A 22,504-nucleotide genomic window follows, 5' to 3' on the forward strand; every position below is an offset into this window, starting at 1 on the left:
CGGTCAGCCGACGCCCGTCGCGACGGTCGCCGGTGGCACGGTCCCGGACGGCGCGGTCGTGGTGGGCACGCCCACGAGTTCGCCGCTGGTGGGCCGCACCATCGCGACCGGCGACCTGGCGAAGGTGGGCGACGAGGGCTACCTCGTCCGGTCGGTGTCGAGGGGCGGCACACGCTTCACCGTCATCGCCGGCGACACCGACCTCGGTGCGCTGTACGGCACCTTCGCCTTCCTCCGGCTGCTACAGACCCGGAAACCCATCGATCACCTCCGCGTCGGGGAGTCACCGAAGATCAAGCATCGGTTGCTGAACAACTGGGAGACCGAGCGTCTCTACGCGGGCAACAACGCCTCCGGGCTGGGCGGGCTGAACGGGGAGAGCGGGGCGATCTTCAACTTCGCCGCGACCGGTGCCAGCGCGGGCCGCAACCTGCCGGTCATTCTCGACCGCTACCTCGTCATGGCCCGCGCGTTGGCGTCCCTGGGCATCAACGGCATCACCATCAACAACGTCAACGCCGACAACGCGTACCTGACGAGCACCCGCATCGCGCAGGAGGCGGCCCTCGCCGACGCGCTGCGTCCGTACGGCATCAGGTTGGGCCTGTCGATCCGCTACACCGCACCGACCGACAGCCGGTTCGCGCCGGACACCCTGACCAACAGTCAACTCGACCCGTACGGAGCGGACTTCCGGGGCTGGTGGCACCGTCGGGCCCAGCAGATCCAGGCCGCGATCCCGGACTTCATGGGCCTCACCGTCAAGGCCAACTCCGAGGGCCAGCCGGGGCCACAGGACTTCGGGTACGACCACGGTGACGGCGCCAACGCCATCGCCGCCGCGGTCGCGCCGCTCGGCATGACAGTGCACTGGCGGACGTTCGTCTACAACGCCGAGGTCGACAACGACCGGCTCAAGCGGGCCTACCTGGAGTTCGGGCCGATCGACGACGAGGTCCAGCCGGACGGCAGCCGGGGACGCTTCGCCGACAACGTGTTCCTCCAGACCAAGAACGGGCCACTGGACTTCCAGGCCCGGGAGCCCGTCCACCCGATGTTCGGTCGGATGGAGAACACCAACCAGGCCCTCGAACTCCAGATCACGCAGGAGTACACCGGCCAGAACTGGATGCTGGCCTACCTCGGCCCGATGTACGAGGAGATCCTCAAGACCGACACGTACGCGACCGACGCGAACGGGAAACTGCTCAAGAAGCGCCTGGTCGGCAACATCGTCGACGGGACCGCCCAGCACCACCCGGACACCGCCATCGTGGGTGTCGCCAACCTCGGCAACGCGGACAACCTGACCGGGCACCACTTCGCCCAGGCGAACCTCTTCGCCTTCGGACGTCAGGCGTGGGACTGGACGCTCGACTCGGCGGACATCGCGACTGACTGGACGCGGATGACCTGGAGCAACGACCGGCGCGTCGTCGACACCATCCATCGGATGATGATGGGCTCGTGGGAGTCGCTGGTCAGCTACCAGACGCCGCTGGGCATCGGCCACCAGTTCGCCGAGGGCGCCCACTACCGCCCCGACCCCGCCGACTGGGCGGGCCGCGACGACTGGAGCCCGATCTACTACAACAAGGCCGACAGCGTCGGTCTGGGCTTCGACCGCTCCCCCACCGGCAGTAACCTGGCCGCCCAGTACTTCCCCCGGTTGCAGCAGCGCTACGGGAACATCAACTCGGTCCCGGAGAGCCTGCTGATGTGGTTCCACCACGTGCCGTGGGGCCATCGGATGGACAGCGGCCGGACGTTCTGGGACGAGTTGGTCTACCGCTATCAGATGGGCGTGCAGTACGTGACCTGGATGCGGGAGACCTGGGACGCGCTGCAACCCGACATCGACGCACGCCGGTTCGCCGAGGTACGCGCGAAGCTGGCGGTCCACGAGGCGGACGCGGCCGACTGGCGGGACACCTCGGTGAACTACTGGAAGGAGTTCAGCGGACGGGACATCCCGGTCGACGACGCGCCACTGTCGGCGACGATCGTCGTCAACGGAAAGAGGTTCGGCGGCTTCAACCTGTCGGACACCTCGTACACCATCCCGCTGCCGGCCGGGGCGTCGCCGACCATCACGAAGGTGCGGACGGCCGACCGGAAGGCCCGCTACGAGGTCATCTCCCAGGCGGCCGGCGTACCCGGTCAGGCGGTCGTCAAGGTCACGACGGAGAGCTTCTTCGGCCCCCTGGTGAAGAACTACGTCTTCAACCTGGTGCCCGACACGACGCTGAAGGCCCTGCGCGTCGACGGCAGGCGTCTGGCGTCCTTCGCGCCGACGGTGCTGCGCTACAACGCCCTCACGCCGGCCGGCACCACCACCGCGCCAACTGTCACCGCCAGCGCCGCCGACCCCGCCGCCACGGTCGCGGTCGAGCAGGCGACCAGCCCCACCGGGCAGGCCCGCGTCACCGTCACCAACGGCGGAGCCTCGTCGGTCTACACGGTGGACCTGAACACCACGATCACCGGCAGCGACGAGTTCGACTCGGCCCAGCTCGGCCCGCAGTGGCAGTGGGTCCGCCCGGACGAGAGCAGCCGGCGTGTGGCCGACGGGTCCCTGGTCATCACCGCGCAACAGGGCGACCTCCAGGGCACTGTGAACACCGCGAGGAACCTGGCCCTCCAGGACGTCGACGGTGACTGGACGGCCGAATCCAGGGTCGTGTTCTCCCGCCCACTCGCCGCCAACAACGAGCAGGGCGGTGTTCTCGGGTACGCCGACGACAACAACTACGTGAAGCTCGCCTGGGAGATGGGGAACGCGACAGCCGCCGTCAACAAGACCCGGATCGTCTTCCTGCGAGAACAGAACGGCACGGCGTCCACCCTGGAGATCACCGGAGCCGACGCCCAGCGCATCGTCGGGGCCGACGGCGCCGTCTGGCTGCGACTGACCAAGGTCGGGGCCAGCTACCGCGCCTACTACTCCACCGACGGAAGCGTCTACCGCTACATCGGCACCCAGACGCTGAACGCCGACGTGACGAAGGCCGGGCTGTCGGCCTTCAATCGGGCCGGCACCTCCACAGACCTCGACGTCGCCTTCGACTACTTCCGGATCGACAGCCGCGGGGAGCGCATCCGCTAGACGAGGCGGTGACCGACGGTCAGCGCCGACCGCCGACCGCGACCGGGCCCGCCCCAGGTGGGACGGGCCCGGTCGTGCTCCCCCGAGCTGGATTCGTTGCCGTCAGCCCCCGATCGCGATGGCGAAGATGTGCATGGTCGGCACGTTCGTCGCGGGACGGGCGCTGATGTTCGGCAACACGACCGAGGCCACCGCCTTGCTCTGCAACGCCACGCCGACGTAGTAGACACACGCGGCGGTGTTCTGACGGACGTTGTTGGGCCGGTTCTGGTACGCGGACACGATGGCCGCGGTGCCCCCGGAGTGCGGCCCGCCGTACCAGTCCGGCGAGCTCAACGTGAACGTCTGGCGGGTGCCGTCGGCGTAGACCACAGTGCCGGTCCCCGACACCGCTCCGTAGGTGCCGGTCAGCAGGAAGCCGAGCGTGCTGCCGGTGCCGGTCACGCCGATGGTCTGGCCCGAGGCGATGGCGTTGTCGGCGGCCCCGGAGCTGACGTTGGGCCAGCGGAAGTTGACCCCGTTGCGGCTCACCGTGCCACCCGGGCTCGCACCGGCCTGCGCGAGGGCCTGCGCGGAGAGCGAGGCCCCACCGCCGTCGAAGTTCCCGACGTTGGTGTTGCTGTCGCTGGTGATGCCGACGTTGCTGAAGCTCTGCTCCAGCGTCGGCGTGGCGGCCCCGGAACTGGTGACCCGGTAGGTGCGCCCGGCCTGCACGGTGACCTCGATCAGGTCGGACTCGATCCGGGTGGTCCGGGCGGCCGTACCGTCGGCGGTGTCGACCACGGTGACGGTGCCGGTCAGGATCCGGGAGCGCAGGCGGACGGTGCCGGCCCGGTCCGGGCGGACGAGGATCTCGGTGGCCAGGCCGCTCGCCCAGGTGATGCCGACCGTGTGCCCGCCCCGACCGCGTAGACCGGTCACCCGCCCGCTCGGCCAGGCCGGCGGCAGCGCGGGCAGCACGTGCAGCTCGCCGGTGTGGCTCTGCAACAGCATCTCGGCGATGCCGGCGGTGGCGCCGAAGTTGCCGTCGATCTGGAACGGCGGGTGCAGGTCAAACATGTTGGGCGCGAGTCGCGCGGTGGTGGCGAGGTAGCGGATCAGGTCGTGGGCCCGCTTGCCCTCCTCCATCCGCGCCCAGAAGTTGATTTTCCAGGCCAGCGACCAGCCAGTGCCGTCGTCGCCGCGCAGCGCCAGGGTCCGCCGGGCCGCCTCGAACAGCTGTGGCGTGCCGCGCTTGGTGATCTGGTTGCTGGGGGCCAGCCCGTACAGGTGCGAGATGTGCCGGTGGTTGGGCTCGGTCTCCACCCAGTCGTAGAGCCACTCCATGATGTTGCCGCGCGAGCCGACCTTCATCGGGGGGAGCCGGTCCCGGGTGGCACGCACCTGGGCCCGGAAGGTGCTGTCCACGTCGAGGATCTCGCTCGCCCGGGCGACGCCGTCGAACAGGTCCCGCAGGATCTGGTTGTCCATGGTGGGGCCGGCGCAGACGCTGGCGTTCGAGTGGTGACTCAGCTCTGGTGAGTTCGACGGGTTCGTGACCAGGTAACCGAGGGTCGGCTCGGTCACCAGGGTGTTGAGGAAGAACTGCGCGGCGCCCTTCATGGCCGGGTAGTTCGTCCGCAGGAACTCGATGTCGCCGTTGAACAAGTAGTGGTCCCAGATCAACGTGGACAGCCAGGCGCCGCCGGTCTGCCACATGCCCCAGAACGCGCCGTCCACCACCGCGGTGGCCCGCCACGCGTCCGTGTTGTGGTGGGTGACCCAGCCGCCGGCCCCGTACTGCACCTGGGCGGTCCGTGCTCCGGCGACGGCGAGATCTCTGACCATGTCGAAGACCGGGTTGTGGCACTCGGCCAGGTTCGTGGTGTTGGCCGGCCAGTAGTTCATCGGCAGGTTGGCGTTGATCGTGTACTTCGAGTCCCAGGATGGGGTCAGCGAGTCGTTCCAGATGCCCTGCAGGTTTGCCGGTTGGGTGCCGGGCCGCGAGGACGAGATCAGCAGGTACCTGCCGAACTGGAACAGCAGCGCCGAGAACTGCGGGTCGTTGACGCTGTTGTGCTGGGCGATCCGGACGTCCGTCGTCTGGTCGGCCGCCGACGTGCGGCCCAGATCCAGGCTGACCCGGTTGAACAGCGCCTGGTAGTCGGCCACGTGCCGGCTGCGCAACTGGTCGTAGCTGCTGGCCCGCGCGCTGGTGAGCCGCTGCCGGGCGATGCCCTGGTAGTCGCCGCCGACGTTACGGTAGTTGACGTAGCTGGAGCCGATGGAGATCAGCAGGACCACGCTGTTGGCGTTCGTCACCCGCAGGGTGCCGCCGGAACTGGACACACTGCCGCCGCTGATCGTCGCGCTGGCGAGGGCGAGGAAACGGACCTGGCCGGTGACGCCCTCCATGTTTCCGGAGACGCCGTCGAGGCCGATGGTGGTGCCGTCGGGGCTGGACACCGACGTCCGCTGCGGGCTGTCGAAGGTGGCGGTGAAGCTGATCGAGCCGGTCCGGTCGGCGGTCAGTCGCATGGCGATGACCTGATCCGGCGCGCTCGCGAACACCTCCCGTTGGTGGCGAACGCCGTTGAGCACGTACGACGTCGTCACGGTGGCGGTGGTGAGGTCGAGCGTCCGGTCGTACTGTGACGCTCCGCTGGCGGAACCGAACGCGAGCCGGAGGTTGCCGACGGTCTGGTAGGCGAGCTGACCACCGGGGTTGCCCATCATGGTCTGGTTGATCAGATCCTGGGCCTGGGTCCACTGGTTCGCGTTGACCAGCCGCCGGATCTCCGGCAGCGCCGCCGCGCCTCGGGTGTTGCTGGGGTCGTGCGGCCCACCGGCCCAGACGGTGTCCTCGTTGAGCTGAAGCCGCTCGGTGTCGACGTTGCCGAAGACCATCGCGCCGAGCCGGCCGTTGCCGATCGGAAGCGCCCGCAGCCAGTCGGTGCCGGCCCCTTCGTCATACCAGAGGGCGAGGTCCCCGGCGGCCAACACCTGCGGCGGGGCCGCCGAGTCGGCCTTGGCCACCGCGGTCCAGGGCACCGGCAGGAGAGCACCGCCCGCGCCGGCTGCGCCGACCTTGAGGGCCTGCCGTCGGGTCAGGTCTGACATCGATCCTCCAAACGGTGGCCAGTCCGGCCACCCCGAAGCGTGACAACTATGGGACTCGACATGGGGATCCGCTTGGTGGGGCCAACCGGGACCCTGCCTGAGCAGGCCGACGCCGGGCCTTGGCGCGCCAGACATCTGATGTGTTTCGGGAAGGTTACTCCGGGGGCACAGAATAGGCAACGGTCGATCGATTGATGGACACGGTGACCATCTGGCCGGTCAGCAAGACGCACGGGTGGACGGAGAGCGTCGCGCAGACTCGGCACCGCGCCGCGATCCGCCAGAATCACGCCGACGAGCACTCACCCCGATGGACATACATCGGATGTACGCAGGCGGGCAGTCGAGCCAGCCGTGGCACAAGGTCCGACGTGCGCCCCGAAGCGGCAGTGCAACCCCGGTGGGTCCGGGAGCACGGATCGCGGACTGCGGCTCCCGTACCCAATCGGGTTGTCCTCTGCCGGCGCACGGGTGACCATGGGCGGCATGGCGGGAGCTCGGGGGTGAGATCGCCTCTTCAAGGCGGACTACCGCCCGGCAGCGCGGTGGTGGTCGGAGCCGTCGTGGAGATCGCCTGCGACGAGTCGGGATTCTCGGGTACGAACCTGCTGCACTCGACCGCCCCGGTGATCACGCACGCGAGCGTCGACCTGGCCGTCGACGAGGCGGTCGCGCTCATCACCGCCCTGCGGTCCGGGTTCCGGTTCGCGCCGCACGAGCTCAAGTCCGGTCGGTTCCTGCGCGGTTCGGGTGCGCGGGAGGCACTGGAGTGGTTCCTGGTGGCGCTGGCCGGCCGCGCGCACGTCCACCTCATCGACAAGGAGTTCTTCCTCGTCACCCGGATCGTGGACTTCCTGCTGACCGAGCCGTCGTACGCGGCGGGCACCCACCTGGCCCGCGAGCACCATCCGGCGGCTCTCGCCCTGCACGAGGCCGGACGCGCGACCGGAGGCGACTGGGGCACCTTCCTGTCGGCGTTCGTCGATCTGGTCCGGATGAAGCGGCGACTTCCGGTCGACCAGACCGTGCAGCGGTTCTTCCAGGCCCGGGACGCGCTGCGGCGACACGGCCTCGGCACGGTGGCCGACGCCGTCCTCGACGGGCTCAGCCCGAACCACGTACGGGCCGTGGTGGCCAGGCTCGACGTCGACGACCGCACGGTCCCTCCCCCGCTGGAACCGCTGCTTCCGGCGCTGGCGGAGACGGTCCTGTCCTGGAGCGGCGGCCAGCGGCAGGTGCTGGTGACCCACGACGAGCAGAGCGCCCTGACGGCCGACCGCCTGACCCGCCTCCAGCGGGTGTTGGCCGACGCCTACGCGTCGGCCTCCGGCACAGACCGGGCCGGGGGGTTGCCGAACGGGGTGTCGCCCCTGGCGGGGCTGGTGATGGTCGACTCCCGCGACGATCCGCGCGTGCAGGTAGCGGATCTCCTCGCCGGAGTGGCCCGGCGGATGCCCGGCATCATCGACGACGCGCTCCGTCAGCCGCCACCCGCTCCCCCAGGGGGACGGGCAGCCGAGTCATGATCGGCACGGATCCGGAGGGTCTGCGTGGTCGCCGAGTCAGCGGGAAAGAACGCCTCGACGGCCAACCCGGCTACTGTGACCTCCCGCGGCGTACCGAAGAGGGTCGTGGTGCTGACGAAGGACAACTCCTGGTCACCGTGCCGGTAGCGCAGCGGGACGAGAACACGTGAGAGGGCATCGCCTGGCGGTGTCGTCTCGACGTCGCCACCGGGATAGCCGCGAAGCTCCTCGTGCAGGTCGTACAGGATCGGGTCGTTGGTTGTCGTCGCCTGCTGGTGCAGCCGTTTCAGCAGGTGGGCGCGCCACTCGGGCAGGTTGACGATGCGCGGTGCCAGACCGTCAGGGTGCAGGCTGAGGCGCAGCACGTTGATCGGTGGAGTGAGCAGGTAGGGCTGCGCGTCCATGGTGAACAGGGCGACGGCGGGGTTGGCGTCGACGAGGTGCCAGTGCTGGTCGACGAGCAGCGCGGGGTACGGGCTGTGACCATCGAGGATCCGCCGTATGGCGGCCCGGACCGGTGTCAGCTCGGGGTCGCCCAGTTCGTGACGCGGGAAGGCGGGCGCGTAACCGCCGGCCAGCAGCATCGTGTTGCGCTCGGCCAGCGGCATCTCCAGGTGTTCGGCCAGCCGCAGGATGAGGTCGGGACTCGGCCGGGACCGCCCGGTCTCGACGAAGCTCAGGTGCCGGGCCGACACTCCCGCCTCAATCGACAGGTCGAGCTGGCTCATTCCGCGAGTCCGGCGCCAGTCGCGCAGCAGCTCCCCCACTGGTCGCCCGTGCCGGGTCGAGATAGTCACTCACCGACAGTAATTCCGCACCGACGGCCGAGCCATTACCTGCGAGGTAATCGACGGCCCACCACGACACCGGAAGAATCGACTCCCACCTCAGAAAACACAACGCGAAGGACGGACAACCATGACCGCGTACGCGCTCGCACACCTCCGTAAGGCACCCGTCCACGCCGAGGTGCTGACCTACCTGGAGCGGATCGACGCCACCCTCGCGCCTTTCGCGGGCCGGTTCATCGTCCACGGCGGCACCGTCGACGTCCTGGAGGGCGACTGGCCCGGCGACGTGGTCGTCATCGAGTTCCCCGACCTGAACCAGGCTCGCTCCTGGTACCGGTCCAGCGCCTATCAGGAGATCAAGCCCCTGCGGACGAGGCACCTCACCGGCGAGGTGATTCTCGTCGACGGAGTCGAGCCGGGCCACGACTCGTCGCGGATGGCCGCAGCCATCCGCCGCGCCACCGATCGGTAGCACCCGACGCGCGAGCGCCGTCCCGAAGAACCCGACGGCTCGCCGCCCGCAAGGCACCCCGACACAGGTCAGCCGTCCGTAGTCTCATCGAATGCAGGACATCCAGACGCACACCCTGGCCATTCCCGGCGTCGACCTGGTCTACGACGTCCGCGGCCCGCTACCTCCCACCGGCGCCCATCGTGCGCTGCTCATGATCGGCCAGCCGATGGCGGCCGAGGGCTTCACCGCGCTCGCCCCGCACTTCACGGACCGCACGGTCCTCACCTACGACCCGCGTGGTCTGGGCCGCAGCGTCCGCACGGACGGTCGCTCCGACCACACACCGCAGCAGCAGGCCGCCGACCTGCACGCGCTCCTTCAGGCACTCGAGGTCGGTCCGGTCGACGTGTTCGCCAGCAGCGGCGGCGCGGTGACCGCACTCGAACTGGTCGCCACCCACCCCGACGACATCGCCACCCTGGTGGCGCACGAACCGCCGATCAACGCCGTGCTCCCCGACGCCACGGCCGCCGAGCGCGCCCGAGCCGACTTCTACGAGGCGTACCAGGCGAAGGGCCCGGGTGCGGGGATGGCCGCGTTCATCGCCATGACGTCCTGGCAGGGCGAGTTCACCGACGCCTACTTCGCCCAACCCGCTCCCGACCCGGCGATGTTCGGCATGACCGACGACGACGACGGCCGCCGCGACGATCCGCTGCTGTCGCAGAACTCGTGGGCGATCACCGACTACCGTCCCGACGCGACTGTGCTCACCGCCGCGCCCACCCGGATCGTGGTCGCTGTCGGTGAGGAGTCGGCCGGAACGTACACCGCTCGCACCGCCCTGGGCCTCGCGGCGCTGCTCGGCCAGGAGGCCGTGGTGTTCCCGAGCCACCACGGCGGGTTCCTCGGCGGCGAGTTCGGCTACGCGGGCAAGCCGGAGGAGTTCGCCGAGCGTCTGCGGGAGGTGCTGGACGCCGGCTGACCTCTGCTCAACCGGTCGCCTCGGAGTAGACCTCTACGTCGTAGAGCAGCTGCACATCGCGGCGGCCGTTGGTGACGCCGACGAAGACCGGATCACCGCACGGGGTGCGGCCCTGACGCCACACCTGTTCCCGGGCCGCCTCCCGCGACTCGTGATGGGCTTTGCCCTGCTGATGCAGTTGCAGCACCCGGCGGGCGGTACCCCGGTCGGTGCCGAGGTGGATTCGCAGGAGAGGCACGCCGGGACCTCCTTGCTCGACGCTCAATCTCGTGCGGCTGGCCGACCAGCCGTATCGTGAAACGCGGGGGCGACGATCCGCCGTCCTCGATTAAACGCCACCCGCTCCGGTTGAGGAGGGCATTTATGACTGGTCTGGCGACCGTCGGCGCACTCGTGGGTGTCCTGCTCGTCGGTCTCGTGGTCCTGGTCCGTAAGCCGGCCAACGCCCGCTCGGTGCTCAGATGGTCGGCGCTGGCGATCACTGTGCTGGTGGCCGCCGTGCTGGTTCCCTTCACCGTGAACGACTCGGGAGCGGCGGCCGGCTATCTGCTCGGCATCCCCGTCGTCGCGGCGTTGCTGCCCGTCCTCGCGCAGCAGACCGGGCGGCTGACCATCGTCGCCGACCTGGCGGCCGCGCTCGTGCTCACCGGATGGGGTCTGCTGCTCGGGCTGGGCATCGGTGTCGCGTTCCTACCAGGGGTGATACTCCTGATCGCCAGCGCCGCGGGCACCTGGGCGCCACGACCGTCCACCCCGTGACCCGGTGACCCCCGCTGTCAGCCGTCCGGGGTGAACAGCCCCTGTACGCCGACGACGATCGCGATGAGACCGAAGATCGCGAGCAACAGCCGGACACCGGTGGCAGCGTCCGACCGCTCGTCGCGCGGCGTCGACCGCCCGGTCAACCGGCCCCACAGCAGGGCGAGCCCCACACCGATCCCCACCACCTCGAAGTGGAACACCCGGGGCCCGGACACCAGGTGGACGATCAGGTAGTAACCGCCGGTCACCAACGCCACGAGGCCGACCACCCACGCGATCGGGGCGGCCCGACCGGCGAGGCGGCCCAGGTCGTCGCCGACCCGCGGCAGCAGCCGCAGCACCGCCACGGCGAGCAGGAAGCCACCGACGATGTTGGCGAGGTCGAGCAGCAGAGCCATAATCACGGGAAGTCTCCGTCGATCGGGTGATCAGCCGGTGGGAGCGTACCCACGGAACCGGTCGGTTGAAACGGTCCGGACGGCACGCCCCCAAGGCTGAGCCGCTCAACCCTCAGCGTGTGCACCGCCACACCAGCGGCCGATACGCCTCGTTCTCGTAGACGGCCCCGACCACCGTCAGGCCGTCGCCGCTGATCCCCTCGGCCGTGTACGTGCCCGCCTCGGTCGCCCGGACCTCCGGTCGACCCGGCAACCGGCGGGAGGTGCCGTCCGGCGCCACGACCAGCGGCGCACCGTCGGCGACCAGCACGTCACCACTGCCGGCGATGCCGCTCGCCCCCGGGAAGGGCAACAGGCTCACCGCCCCGGTGGCAAGGTTCCACCGCACCGGCAGCATCTGCACGGCGCCGCTGCGTTGGTCGCCGGGAACCATGCCGATCGCCCATTCGCCCTGCGCCGACTCGACCGAGGCACGCGGATGACCGTCGGGCACCGCCAACGTCGCCCCGACGCCCTGCGGCGTCCACCGGTAGGGCCGATCGTCGACGGTGCCGACGATCGTGCCGTCCTCGGTGATCCCGGTCGCGGACGACCCCCGCTGGCCGACCAGCCGGTGCTTCTGGGGGTGGTCCGTCGACCACAGCACAGCCTGGTGCGAGTCGTCGGACCTGCGGGCGGTGCCGACGATGTCGCCACGACCGTTGACGGCGTGCACGAGCACCGCGTCGTAGCCGGGCGGCGTGGCCAGGAAACGCAGCTTCCCGTCCCGGTAGAGCCAGCCGGTGCCGTCTCCGTTGGTGCCCACCACATAGCCACGGGTGTTGACCGCGGCCGCGTGCCGCGCGGTCGCCGGCAGGACGACCGGCCGGCCGTCGGTCCAGAGCACGACCCGTCCGTCCTCCTGCCCGGTGCCGATGTCGCCGACGATGTGCCGTCCGGTGGGATCGACGCTGTTGGCCACCGCGACCGGACCCTTGACCGGCTGCGGCAACCACGACGCCTGGCAGGTGACCGGCGGGCGCGGGGCGATCGACCCGGTGTTCTCCGGCGTCACCGCGAGCGCGGGTGGGGTCGGAGCCGGCGGGCCGGTGGTCGCACCCACCTGGACGGCACCCACGACACCGACCCCGGCCAGCACCGTCAGCGCGGCGATCCCGCCGACTCGGCGACGCCGTCGGCGCCGCCGACCGTCACGGACCGCCCGGCTCAGGTCGACCCGAGGCTCCGGCACCGGCGCCGCCCGCAGCAGCTCGGCGATCCGCTGCTCGTCCACCGTGGTCATCTCGGACTCCTCACTGACATCTCGGTCACGTCGAGCACCTGGCGGACGGCCGCCAACGCCCGAGCCGTCTGCGACTTCACGTTGCCTTCCGAGCAGCCCATCGCGGCGGCCGTGTCGGTCAACGACAGGTCGCACAGGAACCGCAGGACCAGCACGGTGCGCTGGCCGCGCGGGAGGCGGGCGAGCGCGGCGAGCAGGTTGTCCCGCTCGGCCAGGTCGTCGTGCGGCGTCACCGGCGAGCGCTCCGGCTCCGGCACCGACCCCAGCAGGCGAACCTTCGCCCAGTTCAACCGCTTCTCATCGACGAGCTTGTGCACCAGCATCCGGTGTACGTACGCGTCGACGTTGTCGGCCCGGCTGACCCGGCGCCAGTTCACGTAGAGCGCCGTGACCGTCTGCTGCACCACGTCGTCGGCCAGATGGGCGTCGCCGCACATCAGGAACGCGGTCCGATGCAGGCTCGGCAGTCGCGCGGAGACGTACTCCACGAACTCACCCTCGGCTTCCACCATCGAGGCTCCCTCCTCCGCATGCTCGACGGGACCGGACGGTCATCAGGTTGCGTCCCCGTCGAAGAACGCTCGGAAGCCCTACCGCTCGGCCGGGCCGGGGACCCGGCCCGGCCACACCCGGACGGGTCAGCGAGCCGCCGGGCCGCCGCTGGTCCGGAGGTCGAGACCGGCGGCGCGCAGAGTGGACGGCTGGAGATGTCGGTACGTCTGGACGGCGTTCACTGGCACACCGTGGAACCACCGACCGACACCAGTGCCGGTCTCAGCCGACGGCGCTGGTCATCCGGTGTACCGCCTCGATGATGAGTTCCGGTGCGGTGGCCAGGTTCAGTCGGACATGCCCGACACCGCCGGTGCCGAACGCCAGTCCGGAGTTCAGCGCCACCCGGCCACGGTCGAGGAACACGGCGGCCGGGTCGTCGCCGAGGCCCAGGGCGCGGCAGTCCAGCCAGGCCAGATAGGTGGCCTGACCGGGCTGGTAGCGGACGGCCGGCAGGTGCTCGGCGAGCTGTGCGGCCAGGAGCCGGCGGTTGTCGTCCAGGCCGGTCAACAGGGCGTCGAGCCACTCGCCACCGTCGCGGAAGGCAGCGGTGTGGGCGATCACGCCGAGGTGGCTGGTGCTGACGCTGACCCCGAACGGGACGCGAGCGAGGTCAGCGGCCGCGGCCGGGCCGGCGATCAGGAGCCCGCCGCGCAGGCCGGAGAGGTTCCACCCCTTGGAGGCGGACACCAGCGACAGGCCGTTCTCCGCGCCCTGCACCGAGAGGTACGGCACGAACCGCGCTCCCCCGGCCACCACCGGAGCGTGGATCTCGTCGGCGACCACCCGCACCCCGTGCCGGTGGGCCAGTCCGGCGACCGCGGTCAACTCGGCCGCGCTGTGCACGACACCGGTCGGGTTGTGCGGGCTGCAGAGCAGGTACGCGGCCGGCCGTCCACCGGCGCGAGTCCGCCGGAACGCATCCTCCAGGGCTGCGAGGTCGATCCGCAGGTCCTCGCCGAGCGGCGCCTCCACGATCCGGCGGCCGGCGTGCGCCACGGACTCGTAGAACGGCGGGTAGACCGGGCAGTTGACGATCACCGCGTCCCCCGGCTCGGTGACCAGTCGCAGCGCCTCGACGACGCCGTGCATGACGTCGGGCACCAGCGCGGTGCGCTCCACGGCCAGCCCGTCCCAACCCCACCGCCGCGCGGCGAACTCGGCCACCGCCTGCGGGTACGCCGTTCCGGCGGGGTAGCCGGTGTCGCCGCGCGCGACGGCGTCGGTGATTGCCCGTGCCACCGGCTCGGCCAGGGGCACGTCCATCTCGGCCACCCAGAGCGGCAGCACGTCGTCGGGGTACTCCCGCCACTTGAGGCTCGTCCGCTGCCGAAGCTGCTCGATGGTGAGCTGGCGGAGGGGATTGACCGAGGTTCGGGCGCCACTGAGCAGGTCACTCATGTCCCCACCCTATTCCTTGCCTCCGACCCACGCTCCGGGTCACCGTTGACGTGTCCACTGTGGTTGTACCGGAAGGATTTCCGGAGACCGTTTTGGCATTGACCAGCGTCTTTGTGTTTGCGATCCTCGTGCCGCTCGGAATCAACGCCGAAAGATTGCTGCGAGTTGCCAGTTCATCACCTAGGCTCCCGAATGCCCACATCGACGGCCCGCCCTCACGCCGTGCCAGCCACCGACCTTGCACGCCGGCCATCGCAACCCTCGACGCCGATTGGAGTGTTCGATGACCTGGCGTCCAACCATTGCCGCACTGGCCGGCCTGTGCCTGGCGGTCAGCGCCACCCCCCTGCCCGCCGGCGCTGCCGTCGCCGCCGCGCACGTCAGCGCTCACGCCACGCTCGCCGGTCCGCCCGGCGCACCGCCCGGGGCCTGCCCGACGGGGGCCAGTTACGGCCCGCCGCTGCCGGCCAGCACCGTGACGGCCCCGCGAATCCAGGGCGGGTTCACGTTCCTCGAAGGACCGGTCTGGGTCGCCGACGGCGGCTACCTGCTGTTCTCCGACATGACCGCCGGCACCGGGCCGTACAACGTCCAGCCGTCGACGATCCGCCGGTTCACCGCGCCCGCCACCTTCGACACGTTCATCACCAACGCCGGCAGCAACGGCCTGGCGCTCAGCGCCGACGCCCAGCAGCTCGTCGCGGCCACCCACGACCAGCGGAGCGTGTCGGCGTACCGACTGAGCGACCGGGCCCGCAGCACCGTCGCGCCCAACTACCAGGGCCGGGCGTTCAACTCGCCAAACGACGTCGCGGTCCGTTCCGACGGCGTCGTCTACTTCACCGACCCCAACTTCCAGCGCGGCAACCGCCCCGACCAGATGAACGGGCGCACCAGTGTCTTCCGCGTCTCCAACGGGCAGGTGTCGCTGGTCGACGACCGGTTGCGCCAACCCAACGGCATCTCGCTCTCACCGGACGGGACGGCGTTGTACGTGGGCGCCTACTCGGAGAACAAGATCTACAAGTACGCGGTCCAGCCCGACGGCAGCATCGGGGCCCGCAGCGTCTTCGTGAACTACATCGGCGGCCCGGACGGCGGCACGATCGACTGCGCCGGCAACGTTTACTGGACCTCGGGCGGGGACTCCCTGGTCCACGTCTACTCCCCCGCGGGCACCGAGCTCGGCACGATCCGGTCCGGCAACTCCGGCACGACCAATGTGGCGTTCGGCGGCCCCGACCGGCAGACCCTCTTCGTCACGTCGGGCCGCTGGGGTGACTCCGGGCTGTACAGCGTGCGGCTCAACGTCCCCGGATATCCGTACTGACCAACGGTTGGGCGGCGCGCCGCTCTCGTCGTAGCCCGACGAGGCGGCGCGCTATCCGGCGGTCGCGGCGATGAACACCACTGCCCCGACCACCACCAGCGCGGCGGCCAGGAACGTCTGCCGGCGGGCCCGGCGCAACGCCTCCCTGACCTGCCAGGCGTGCGCCGTGGCGAGCAGCCAGCGCAGGTACGGGTCGGTCCGGGCGATGTTGCGGCGCGCGGTGGCGAGCCCCGCCCGGAGGGCGGCCCGCTCCTGCGGGGCAGCCGTCGACAGGCGGCAGGTGATCTCCGCGGCGATCCGGCGATGACGCAGCAGACCGTCGACGTCGTCCGCGTACCCGCCGAAGTGGTACCAGGGCTCGGCCTCCAGCCGCTCGCGCAGGCCGCGCAGCTCCGGCCCGGTGAGCGTCGCCGGCGTGGTCATCGGCGGTACGAGCACCTCGCTGGTCCGCCAGATCGCCCAGGCCACGCCGAGCAGCGTCACCAGCAGGCCGCCGCCCGCCCACGCCGCGTGAGCCCAGTCGGTGACCTTTCCGGCGGCGATCAGCGGGCCGCCACCGAGCAGCAGCGCGCCCACCGCGCCGGCCGAGGAGATGATCCACCGCGCCGCCGCCCGACTGTCCGCGACAGAGTCCAACGGGGACGGCAGCACGTCCAACCCCGCGCCGCTCGTCGGCGACTCCCCGGTCATCGACTGTCGTCGCGGAAGACGACACCCAGCGGGCCGTTCTCGTCGTCGGGCAGATCGGTGTACGGCACCCAGCGCTGCCCGTCGAAGAACTCCAGCTCGCCGCTGTCGTTGATCCGCACGGCGTGGACTTGCGCGAGCTCCTCAGGATCGTCAGCCATGGATACAGTATCGGTCAGCCCGGCAATCCATCCCGGCATCGGGTCGTCCGCCGGGTGACCGCAGGGGGCCTTTCGTGATCCGGTTGACAGTCAGCGCGACCGACGTGGTCCTGGTCGTTGAGGGCGACCGACGCCGGTACCCGGTGGGCCCAGGCGATCAACGCACGGCCGACCTGCTCTGGCGGCTGCGCGGCGGCCCCTCGGTGGAGCTGTCGTATGAGGTCGGCGTCGCGCTCGGCCGCCGTTTCCTCGACGCCCCCGGCCCGGCCCTGCGCGCCGAACTGGCCCGCCCCGGCCGGCACCGACTCGGCATCGAGGTCGTCGACCCGGCCCTGGCCGACCTGCCCTGGGAGACGCTGGTGCTGCCCGGCGAGGAACTGCCGTTGGCGCTGCGACCCGACGTCGACGTCTGCCGGACCGGCGACGACACACCGGCACCCACGGTCCGGGTGGACGGCCCACTGCGGATGCTCGCGGCGATCGCGAGCCCGGACGACTCGACCCAGCCGCTGCTGGACCACGAGCGGGAACTCGGGCGGATCCTCGGCGCTGTGGAACCCGGGCATCGGCACGGGGTGCGCGTCCGCGTCCTGGAGTGGGGCAGCGCCGCCGCGATCCGGGCCGCCCTCGCCGAGGAACCGTTCCACGTCCTGCACGTCTCCAGCCACGCGCGTCCGGGCGCGCTGCTGCTGGAGACCCCCACCGGCACGGAGGACCGTGTGGACGCCGCGCGGTTCCTGGCCGAGGTGCTGCCGCCCGGCCGGACCGTGCCGTTGATCGTCCTGGCCGGCTGCTCGACAGCCCGCCAGGATCAACGGGAACTGCCCGGGCTGGCCGGCACGCTGCTGACCCACGGCGCGCTGGCGGTGTTGGCGATGAACGGGACGGTCAGCGACGGGTACACCATCGACTTCTGCGCTCGGCTCTACGAGCGGTTGGCCGCCCGCAGCGAGCCGGAGCTGCTGGCGGAGGTCTCCGCCGTACGGCGCGAGCTGGCCCCGACCGCCGCCGAGTGGTGGATGCCGACGCTGTTCCTGGCGGACCCCGGGCTGCGGCTGGCCGGCGGACGGGACGGCGCTGCCATTGCCGCCCCGCCGGGCCAGTCGATAGTCGGGGACGGCGTGGTGCGTGCGCCCACTGACTTCGTGGGCCGCCGGGAGATCCTGCGTCGGCTGTCCCGGGGAAAGCTTCGGGTGCTCGTTCACGGCATCGGTGGGATCGGCAAGACGAGTCTCGCCGCGGAACTCGCGCGGCGGTTCCGCGACGCGGGTGGCATCGTCGTGGCGACCCACGGCGACGCCACCGTCGACGCGATCCTCGACGAGCTGTGCCGCCAGGTGGAGAGCCGCTGCGCCGGAGCGGCCCCTGACGACGCGCTGCGGCGATGGCTCGTCGTCCTCGCCCAGCCGGGCCAGGACTGGCGGCGACGGTTGGACGCTATCGGCACCGGTGGCCCGCCGCTGCTGCTCGTCCTCGACAACGCCGAGGACGCCCTGGATGCCGAGCACCGGTTGGCCGACGCGGACCTGGCCGCGTTCCTCGCCGCCTGGGCGTCCCACCACGAGCTGGTCGTGACCAGCCGGCACCCGTTCCCGGTCGCCGGTCTGGAAGCCTGTCACCTCGGTCCGCTCTCCTGGCAGGAGACCCGCAAGCTGCTCTGGCGACTGCCGGGCGTGGGCCAGCTGGCGTCGGCGGAACAGCAACGGATGTGGCACCGGCTGGGTGGCCACCCGCGCGCGCTGGAATACCTCGACGGCCTGCTGCGCGGCGGCAACGCCCGATCCGACGAGGTCGCCGGCCGACTGGCCGCGGCCGGCGGTGGCCCAGACGCCGCGCCGGCCGAGGTCGGCACGCCGCTGGCCGAGGCCGGGGCGCTGGCCGCCGAGGATGTGCTGCTGCCCCGGCTGCTCGCCCGCCTGGAGGCCGTCCCGGCGGCCCGTCGGTTGCTGCTCGGCGCGGCGGTGTACCGCACTCCGGCGGACCGGACCGGGCTCGCCTGGCAGCTCGCCGACCCGGCCGACGGCGACGACCCACCACCGGAACCGGCGGGGCTGGACGAGGCGGTCGAGGCGCTGTCGCAGCTGGGACTGCTCGCCCCGGTCACCGGGGGCCACCTGGTGCACCGGTGGACGGCGGCGAGCCTGCAGCGGATCGCCGGCCGCGACGCGGTGGTCGACGCGCACCGCCGGGCGGGCCGTTACTGGGGCTGGCGGGCCCGGTCCAGCACCGACCAGCACGACTTCATCCGCCGGGCCGTCGAGGCGCGGTACCACCACCTGGCGGCGGGTGACACCGACGAGGTCGTCACCTACTCCGAGCTGGCCTGCCAGGAGTTGCACGCGGCCGGGCACTGGGCCTGGGAGGAGAGGATCTGGCGGGAACTGCTGCCGCTGGCATCCCCGGGCTCGGCGCGTTTCGCGAGCTTCCTCAAGGGACTCGGCGACGTGAACCTCAGCCGGGGTGAGTACCCGCAGGCGACGCAGCGTTACGAGGCGGCGCTTGCCGTCTACCGGGATCTCGGCGACGACAGCGGGGTCGGCAAGCTCCTGCACCAGTTGGGCCTGGTCGCCGACAACCGGGGCGACCGGGCGAGCGCGGACCGACTGTTCCAGGAGGCGTTGACGATCCTGAGCGGGCTCGGCGACCGCTCGGCGGTCTCCCGGACCCTGCACCAGCTCGCCGGGATCGCCCGCGGCAACGGCGACGCCGAGCTGGCCATGTCGCGTTACCTGGAGGAGCTGGCGATCGCCCGGGACCTCGACGACCTGGAGGGGATCGCGGCGAGCCACCACCAGATCGGCGTACTCGCCTTCGAGGCCCGGGACTTCGTGAAGGCGGGGCGGTGCGTCCAGGTGGCGATCACCAGCTACGGACGGTTGGGCGTCCGGGTCCAGCAGGGCAGCGGGCTGGTGATGCTCGGACGCATCGCCCTCGCCCAGTTCGCGTACGAGACCGCCGAGGAGCGGGTCCGCGCCGCGCTGAAGATCTTCGAGGAGGTCGGCAGCAACGGTCACATCGCGGAGTGCTCGCTGTTGCTCGGTCACCTCGCCCGCGACCTCGACGACCTTGAGTTCGCCGAGAGCTGCTACGCCCGCGCCCGGACGATCGTCGCGGCTCTCGGCGAGGACCCGCTGCTGCGCCGCTGCGACGAACTGCTCGGCGGCGTCCGGACCGTCCTCGGCCGGGCTGCTGAGGCGGTGCCGCACACACTGAACGCGATCGGCGGGGACGACCAGCCGCCGCTCCAGGCGGCCCTGGAATGGCTGGCCGTGCAGCGCCTGGAACTGGGCGCGCACGCCTTCTCCGCCCTGCTGTCCCGGCACCTCGAACGGAGGCAGGCGGCGCAACGGGCCGAGTGGGTCGAGGCGTACCTGCGGTTCCGGTTCGACACTTCCCACCCGACGCCGCTGGGCAGTGGCTACGTCCATCGCGCCATCGCCGCCGCCCAGGCCGGTGACTTCGGCACCGCCCGGATGTGCCTGCTGCGGGCGTTGCCGATCTGCGCCGCCGCCGGCTACCAGGCGGGGGTCGCCAAGTGCCACGAGGACCTCGGCGGAGCAGCCCTGGAGACCCGCCGGCTGACCGAGGCGCGGTCGCGCTACGAGCAGGCGTTGCAGGTCTATCGCGTGCTGCGCCACGAGCCCAACCAGGCCATCGTCCTGCACCAGCTCGGCCGGGTCTGCGAGGCGCAGGAGGATCTCGCCGACGCGGACGGGTTCTACCGTCGCTCCATCGCGATCAAGAAACGGCTCGGGAACCTGTCGGGCGTCTCCAACAGCACCTTCCACCTCGGCAGGGTGGCCGGCCTGCGCGGCGACCGGGCCCTGGCCGAGCGGTGCTACCGGACCTGCCTGCGGATCGACCGCGAAAAGGGCGACTGGGAGGCGGTGGCGCTGGACCAGGTGGCGCTCGGGCAGCTGCGCGTCGAGCAGGGCCACCCAGCGGAGGGCATCCCGCTGATCGTCGAGGCGCTGAGCATCGACCGGCAGATCGGGTCGGCGAACGCGGCGCTCGACCTCAACGCGCTGCGCGAACTACGGGCCAGGCTCGGCGACGAGGTGTTCGCGGCCATCCTCACCGACGCCTTCGGCGCGGCCAGCGCCGCCGAGGTGCTCGACCTGATCGCGGTGCTACCGACCGCGGACGAGCCAACCTGACCCACCCGACCACCCGTACACTCGGCTGATGGCGAACCGCCCGCGGCACCGAGGTCGATAGACCGATGAGGGCGTCGACCGCAGACACCGTGATCTTCGATTTCGACGGTGTGCTGCTGCGCGGGGACGCATTCGGGCTCTTCCTACGACGCACTGCTTTCGCGGGTGCCCGGCTGCCGCTCGCCGTCGCCGCGCTCGTCTTCCTCGCGCCCGTCGCCACCCTTCCCGCCCTCCGTCCGTGGGCAGCGCGGTGGGTCAGCCGGATCGGCCTGGTGGGCCGGAACGCGGACGAGTTGCGGGCAGAGCTGGAACGCTTCGGTGCGCACCTCGGTGCGGAACCCGGGCGGATGATCGAGCCCGGTCTGCGGATGATCCGTACCCACCTCGCCGCCGGCGACCGGGTCATCGTGGTGACCGCGTGCGAGCACACCCTGGCGCGCGCCGTGCTCGACGCGATCGGCCTCGCCGAGGTCGAGCTCGTGGCCTCGCGCATTCGCGGGCCGAAACTGATAGTGCACAACCATGGGGCGACCAAGATGGCGCAGCTCGCCGGCCAGGGGGTGACGCCACCGTGGCGGGTCGCCTACAGCGACTCACTGTCGGATCTGCCCATCCTCGATGCCGCCGAGCAGCCAGTGCTGGTCAACGCGACAACGCGTCAGGTCGCCCGGGCGCGGCGGCTCCTCGGCGCCCGGCTGACGACTGTCACCTGGTCGGGTGGGCACCCACATCACACCGCTGGAGACGCCCGCCGATGAGAGGCCGCTACGACAACCTGACCCGTACCCGCGCTCTCGACCCGGAGCGCGACCACCTGGTCATCTACCAGACGATGCTGCGCTACGAGTTTCCGTGGGACATGAAGCTCGGGCTCAACCTCGCCTTCAACCGGTCGTTCTCCATCCCCGCCATCGCCGCCGTGCACACCGCCACCGGGGAGCTGACCGAACGCACCCAGAAGCGCATCGACGACACCGGTCTGCTGATGTACGAGATGGTGCTCAACGGCTTCGACCAGCCTCGGGGCCGCGAGGCGTTGCGGCGCGTCAACCAGATCCACCGCCCGTACGACATCAGCAACGACGACTTCCGCTACGTCCTCGGCTGCCTGGTCGTGATCCCCACCCGGTGGTTGCAGGAGTACGGCTGGCGCCCACCCTGCTGCCACGAACGTCACGCCACGTACCTGTTCTACCGGGAACTCGGCCGACGGATGGGCATCACCGACATCCCGGGGTCGTACGGCGAGTTCGAGACCTGGTTCGACGCGTACGACGCAGTTCACCTGCAACCCAACGACGACGCGGCGGCCATCGAACGCGCCACCCGCATGCTGATGCTCACCCGGATCCCCCGGACGCTCGCCCCACTGGGAAACGCGCTGGTCAGCGCCCTGTATGACGCGCCGCTGCGGCGCGCGACGCGGGTCGACACGCCGACCTGGCCGGTCCGGGCGGGTGTGCACCTGGCCCTGCGGACGCGCTCGCTGTCGCAGCGGTGGTTCGGAGCACCACCGACGACCGCGTTGTTCGCCGACGGGATCACAACCAAGAGCTACCCCGACGGGTACGAGATCAGCCGGCTCGGCCCTCGCCAGGACCGCATGCACGAGTAGCACGTCGTAGTGCCGTCGTCGCCGGCTCGGACGCGCGCCGGGCCCTACGCCACCCGCGCGAGGTCACCGCGGCGACCCACGCGAGAGTGCGGCCGGGGGGGGGGGGGCGGGTGGGGACGCCCAGCGGGACGCCGCGACAACCTAAGCAGGATGGCAGGTAACACTGGCTGAGGCTCAGGCTCGCAGGGCCACGAGGCC

Annotated in this window: 18 protein-coding genes; 9 read left to right on the top strand and 9 right to left on the bottom strand. The window is 71.0% G+C overall.

Going from position 1 to position 22,504, the window contains the following annotated elements:
- A partial coding sequence (locus tag ABZ749_RS06675) for a DUF1349 domain-containing protein (RefSeq protein ID WP_357223585.1) occupies nucleotides 1-3,106 on the top strand: 3,106 nt, incomplete at its 5' end.
- Nucleotides 3,107-3,208: 102 nt separating this feature from the next.
- Here ABZ749_RS06675 and ABZ749_RS06680 read toward each other — a convergent pair.
- On the bottom strand, nucleotides 3,209-6,205 hold the full coding sequence (locus ABZ749_RS06680; protein ID WP_357223588.1) for a glycoside hydrolase family 95 protein: 2,997 nt from the start codon (nucleotides 6,203-6,205) through the stop codon (nucleotides 3,209-3,211).
- Nucleotides 6,206-6,708: 503 nt separating this feature from the next.
- On the opposite strand from ABZ749_RS06680, the gene ABZ749_RS06685 reads away from it, so the two are divergent.
- A complete protein-coding gene (locus ABZ749_RS06685) occupies nucleotides 6,709-7,731 on the top strand; it encodes a hypothetical protein (protein WP_357223591.1) in 1,023 nt (340 codons plus the stop codon).
- Here the strand turns inward: ABZ749_RS06685 and ABZ749_RS06690 are convergent.
- Nucleotides 7,686-8,528, bottom strand: coding sequence for a helix-turn-helix transcriptional regulator (locus ABZ749_RS06690; RefSeq protein WP_357223594.1), 843 nt, complete (start codon nucleotides 8,526-8,528; stop codon nucleotides 7,686-7,688). The two genes, ABZ749_RS06685 and ABZ749_RS06690, sit on opposite strands and share 46 nt — an antisense overlap.
- A gap of 121 nt (nucleotides 8,529-8,649) precedes the next feature.
- On the opposite strand from ABZ749_RS06690, the gene ABZ749_RS06695 reads away from it, so the two are divergent.
- Nucleotides 8,650-8,994 carry a DUF1330 domain-containing protein gene (locus ABZ749_RS06695; protein WP_357223597.1) on the top strand — a complete coding sequence of 115 codons (345 nt, stop codon included), beginning with the start codon at nucleotides 8,650-8,652 and terminating at the stop codon, nucleotides 8,992-8,994.
- A 91-nt stretch (nucleotides 8,995-9,085) separates the two neighbouring features.
- The gene (locus tag ABZ749_RS06700) at nucleotides 9,086-9,961 is read left to right on the top strand and encodes an alpha/beta hydrolase (protein ID WP_357223601.1); all 876 of its coding nucleotides are present in this window, start codon (nucleotides 9,086-9,088) and stop codon (nucleotides 9,959-9,961) included.
- Between the two features lie 7 nt (nucleotides 9,962-9,968).
- On the opposite strand, the gene ABZ749_RS06705 is transcribed toward ABZ749_RS06700, so the two are convergent.
- Nucleotides 9,969-10,199: a hypothetical protein gene (locus ABZ749_RS06705; protein WP_355008566.1), complete on the bottom strand. Its 231-nt coding sequence runs from the start codon at nucleotides 10,197-10,199 to the stop codon at nucleotides 9,969-9,971.
- 125 nt (nucleotides 10,200-10,324) lie between these two features.
- Between ABZ749_RS06705 and ABZ749_RS06710 the strand changes: the two genes are divergently transcribed.
- Nucleotides 10,325-10,720: a hypothetical protein gene (locus ABZ749_RS06710; protein ID WP_357223605.1), complete on the top strand. Its 396-nt coding sequence runs from the start codon at nucleotides 10,325-10,327 to the stop codon at nucleotides 10,718-10,720.
- Nucleotides 10,721-10,737: 17 nt separating this feature from the next.
- Here the strand turns inward: ABZ749_RS06710 and ABZ749_RS06715 are convergent, their stop codons facing one another.
- From ABZ749_RS06715 to ABZ749_RS06730, 4 genes are all read right to left on the bottom strand, one after another.
- Complete coding sequence (locus ABZ749_RS06715) at nucleotides 10,738-11,121, bottom strand: hypothetical protein (RefSeq protein WP_357223634.1); 384 nt, start codon at nucleotides 11,119-11,121, stop codon at nucleotides 10,738-10,740.
- Nucleotides 11,122-11,233: 112 nt separating this feature from the next.
- The gene (locus tag ABZ749_RS06720) at nucleotides 11,234-12,403 is read right to left on the bottom strand and encodes a hypothetical protein (RefSeq protein ID WP_357223608.1); all 1,170 of its coding nucleotides are present in this window, start codon (nucleotides 12,401-12,403) and stop codon (nucleotides 11,234-11,236) included.
- Nucleotides 12,400-12,915 carry a SigE family RNA polymerase sigma factor gene (locus ABZ749_RS06725; protein WP_357204076.1) on the bottom strand — a complete coding sequence of 172 codons (516 nt, stop codon included), beginning with the start codon at nucleotides 12,913-12,915 and terminating at the stop codon, nucleotides 12,400-12,402. The genes ABZ749_RS06720 and ABZ749_RS06725 overlap by 4 nt, the downstream gene beginning before the upstream one ends.
- A 262-nt stretch (nucleotides 12,916-13,177) precedes the next feature.
- The gene (locus ABZ749_RS06730) at nucleotides 13,178-14,356 is read right to left on the bottom strand and encodes a MalY/PatB family protein (RefSeq protein WP_357223611.1); all 1,179 of its coding nucleotides are present in this window, start codon (nucleotides 14,354-14,356) and stop codon (nucleotides 13,178-13,180) included.
- 283 nt (nucleotides 14,357-14,639) lie between these two features.
- On the opposite strand from ABZ749_RS06730, the gene ABZ749_RS06735 reads away from it, so the two are divergent.
- On the top strand, nucleotides 14,640-15,686 hold the full coding sequence (locus ABZ749_RS06735) for an SMP-30/gluconolactonase/LRE family protein (protein ID WP_357223614.1): 1,047 nt from the start codon (nucleotides 14,640-14,642) through the stop codon (nucleotides 15,684-15,686).
- Between the two features lie 51 nt (nucleotides 15,687-15,737).
- Here the strand turns inward: ABZ749_RS06735 and ABZ749_RS06740 are convergent, their stop codons facing one another.
- Together ABZ749_RS06740 and ABZ749_RS06745 are read right to left on the bottom strand one after the other, a co-directional pair.
- Nucleotides 15,738-16,376 (bottom strand): hypothetical protein, encoded by a 639-nt coding sequence (locus ABZ749_RS06740; RefSeq protein WP_357223617.1) that lies wholly within the window; start codon nucleotides 16,374-16,376, stop codon nucleotides 15,738-15,740.
- Nucleotides 16,373-16,534: a hypothetical protein gene (locus ABZ749_RS06745; RefSeq protein WP_357223620.1), complete on the bottom strand. Its 162-nt coding sequence runs from the start codon at nucleotides 16,532-16,534 to the stop codon at nucleotides 16,373-16,375. Before ABZ749_RS06745 ends, ABZ749_RS06740 begins: the two co-directional genes overlap by 4 nt.
- Nucleotides 16,535-16,608: 74 nt before the next feature.
- Here ABZ749_RS06745 and ABZ749_RS06750 point away from each other — a divergent pair, with 74 nt between their 5' ends.
- The 3 genes from ABZ749_RS06750 (at nucleotide 16,609) to ABZ749_RS06760 (ending at nucleotide 22,306) form a co-directional block, all read left to right on the top strand.
- Nucleotides 16,609-20,691 carry a tetratricopeptide repeat protein gene (locus tag ABZ749_RS06750; protein WP_357223623.1) on the top strand — a complete coding sequence of 1,361 codons (4,083 nt, stop codon included), beginning with the start codon at nucleotides 16,609-16,611 and terminating at the stop codon, nucleotides 20,689-20,691.
- 65 nt (nucleotides 20,692-20,756) lie between these two features.
- Nucleotides 20,757-21,449: a haloacid dehalogenase-like hydrolase gene (locus ABZ749_RS06755; RefSeq protein ID WP_357223628.1), complete on the top strand. Its 693-nt coding sequence runs from the start codon at nucleotides 20,757-20,759 to the stop codon at nucleotides 21,447-21,449.
- The gene (locus ABZ749_RS06760) at nucleotides 21,446-22,306 is read left to right on the top strand and encodes an oxygenase MpaB family protein (protein WP_357223631.1); all 861 of its coding nucleotides are present in this window, start codon (nucleotides 21,446-21,448) and stop codon (nucleotides 22,304-22,306) included. The genes ABZ749_RS06755 and ABZ749_RS06760 overlap by 4 nt, the downstream gene beginning before the upstream one ends.
- The last annotated feature ends 198 nt before the right edge of the window (nucleotides 22,307-22,504 follow it).

The sequence above is a fragment of the Micromonospora sp. NPDC047753 genome (assembly GCF_040642735.1).
Classification (GTDB): domain Bacteria; phylum Actinomycetota; class Actinomycetes; order Mycobacteriales; family Micromonosporaceae; genus Micromonospora.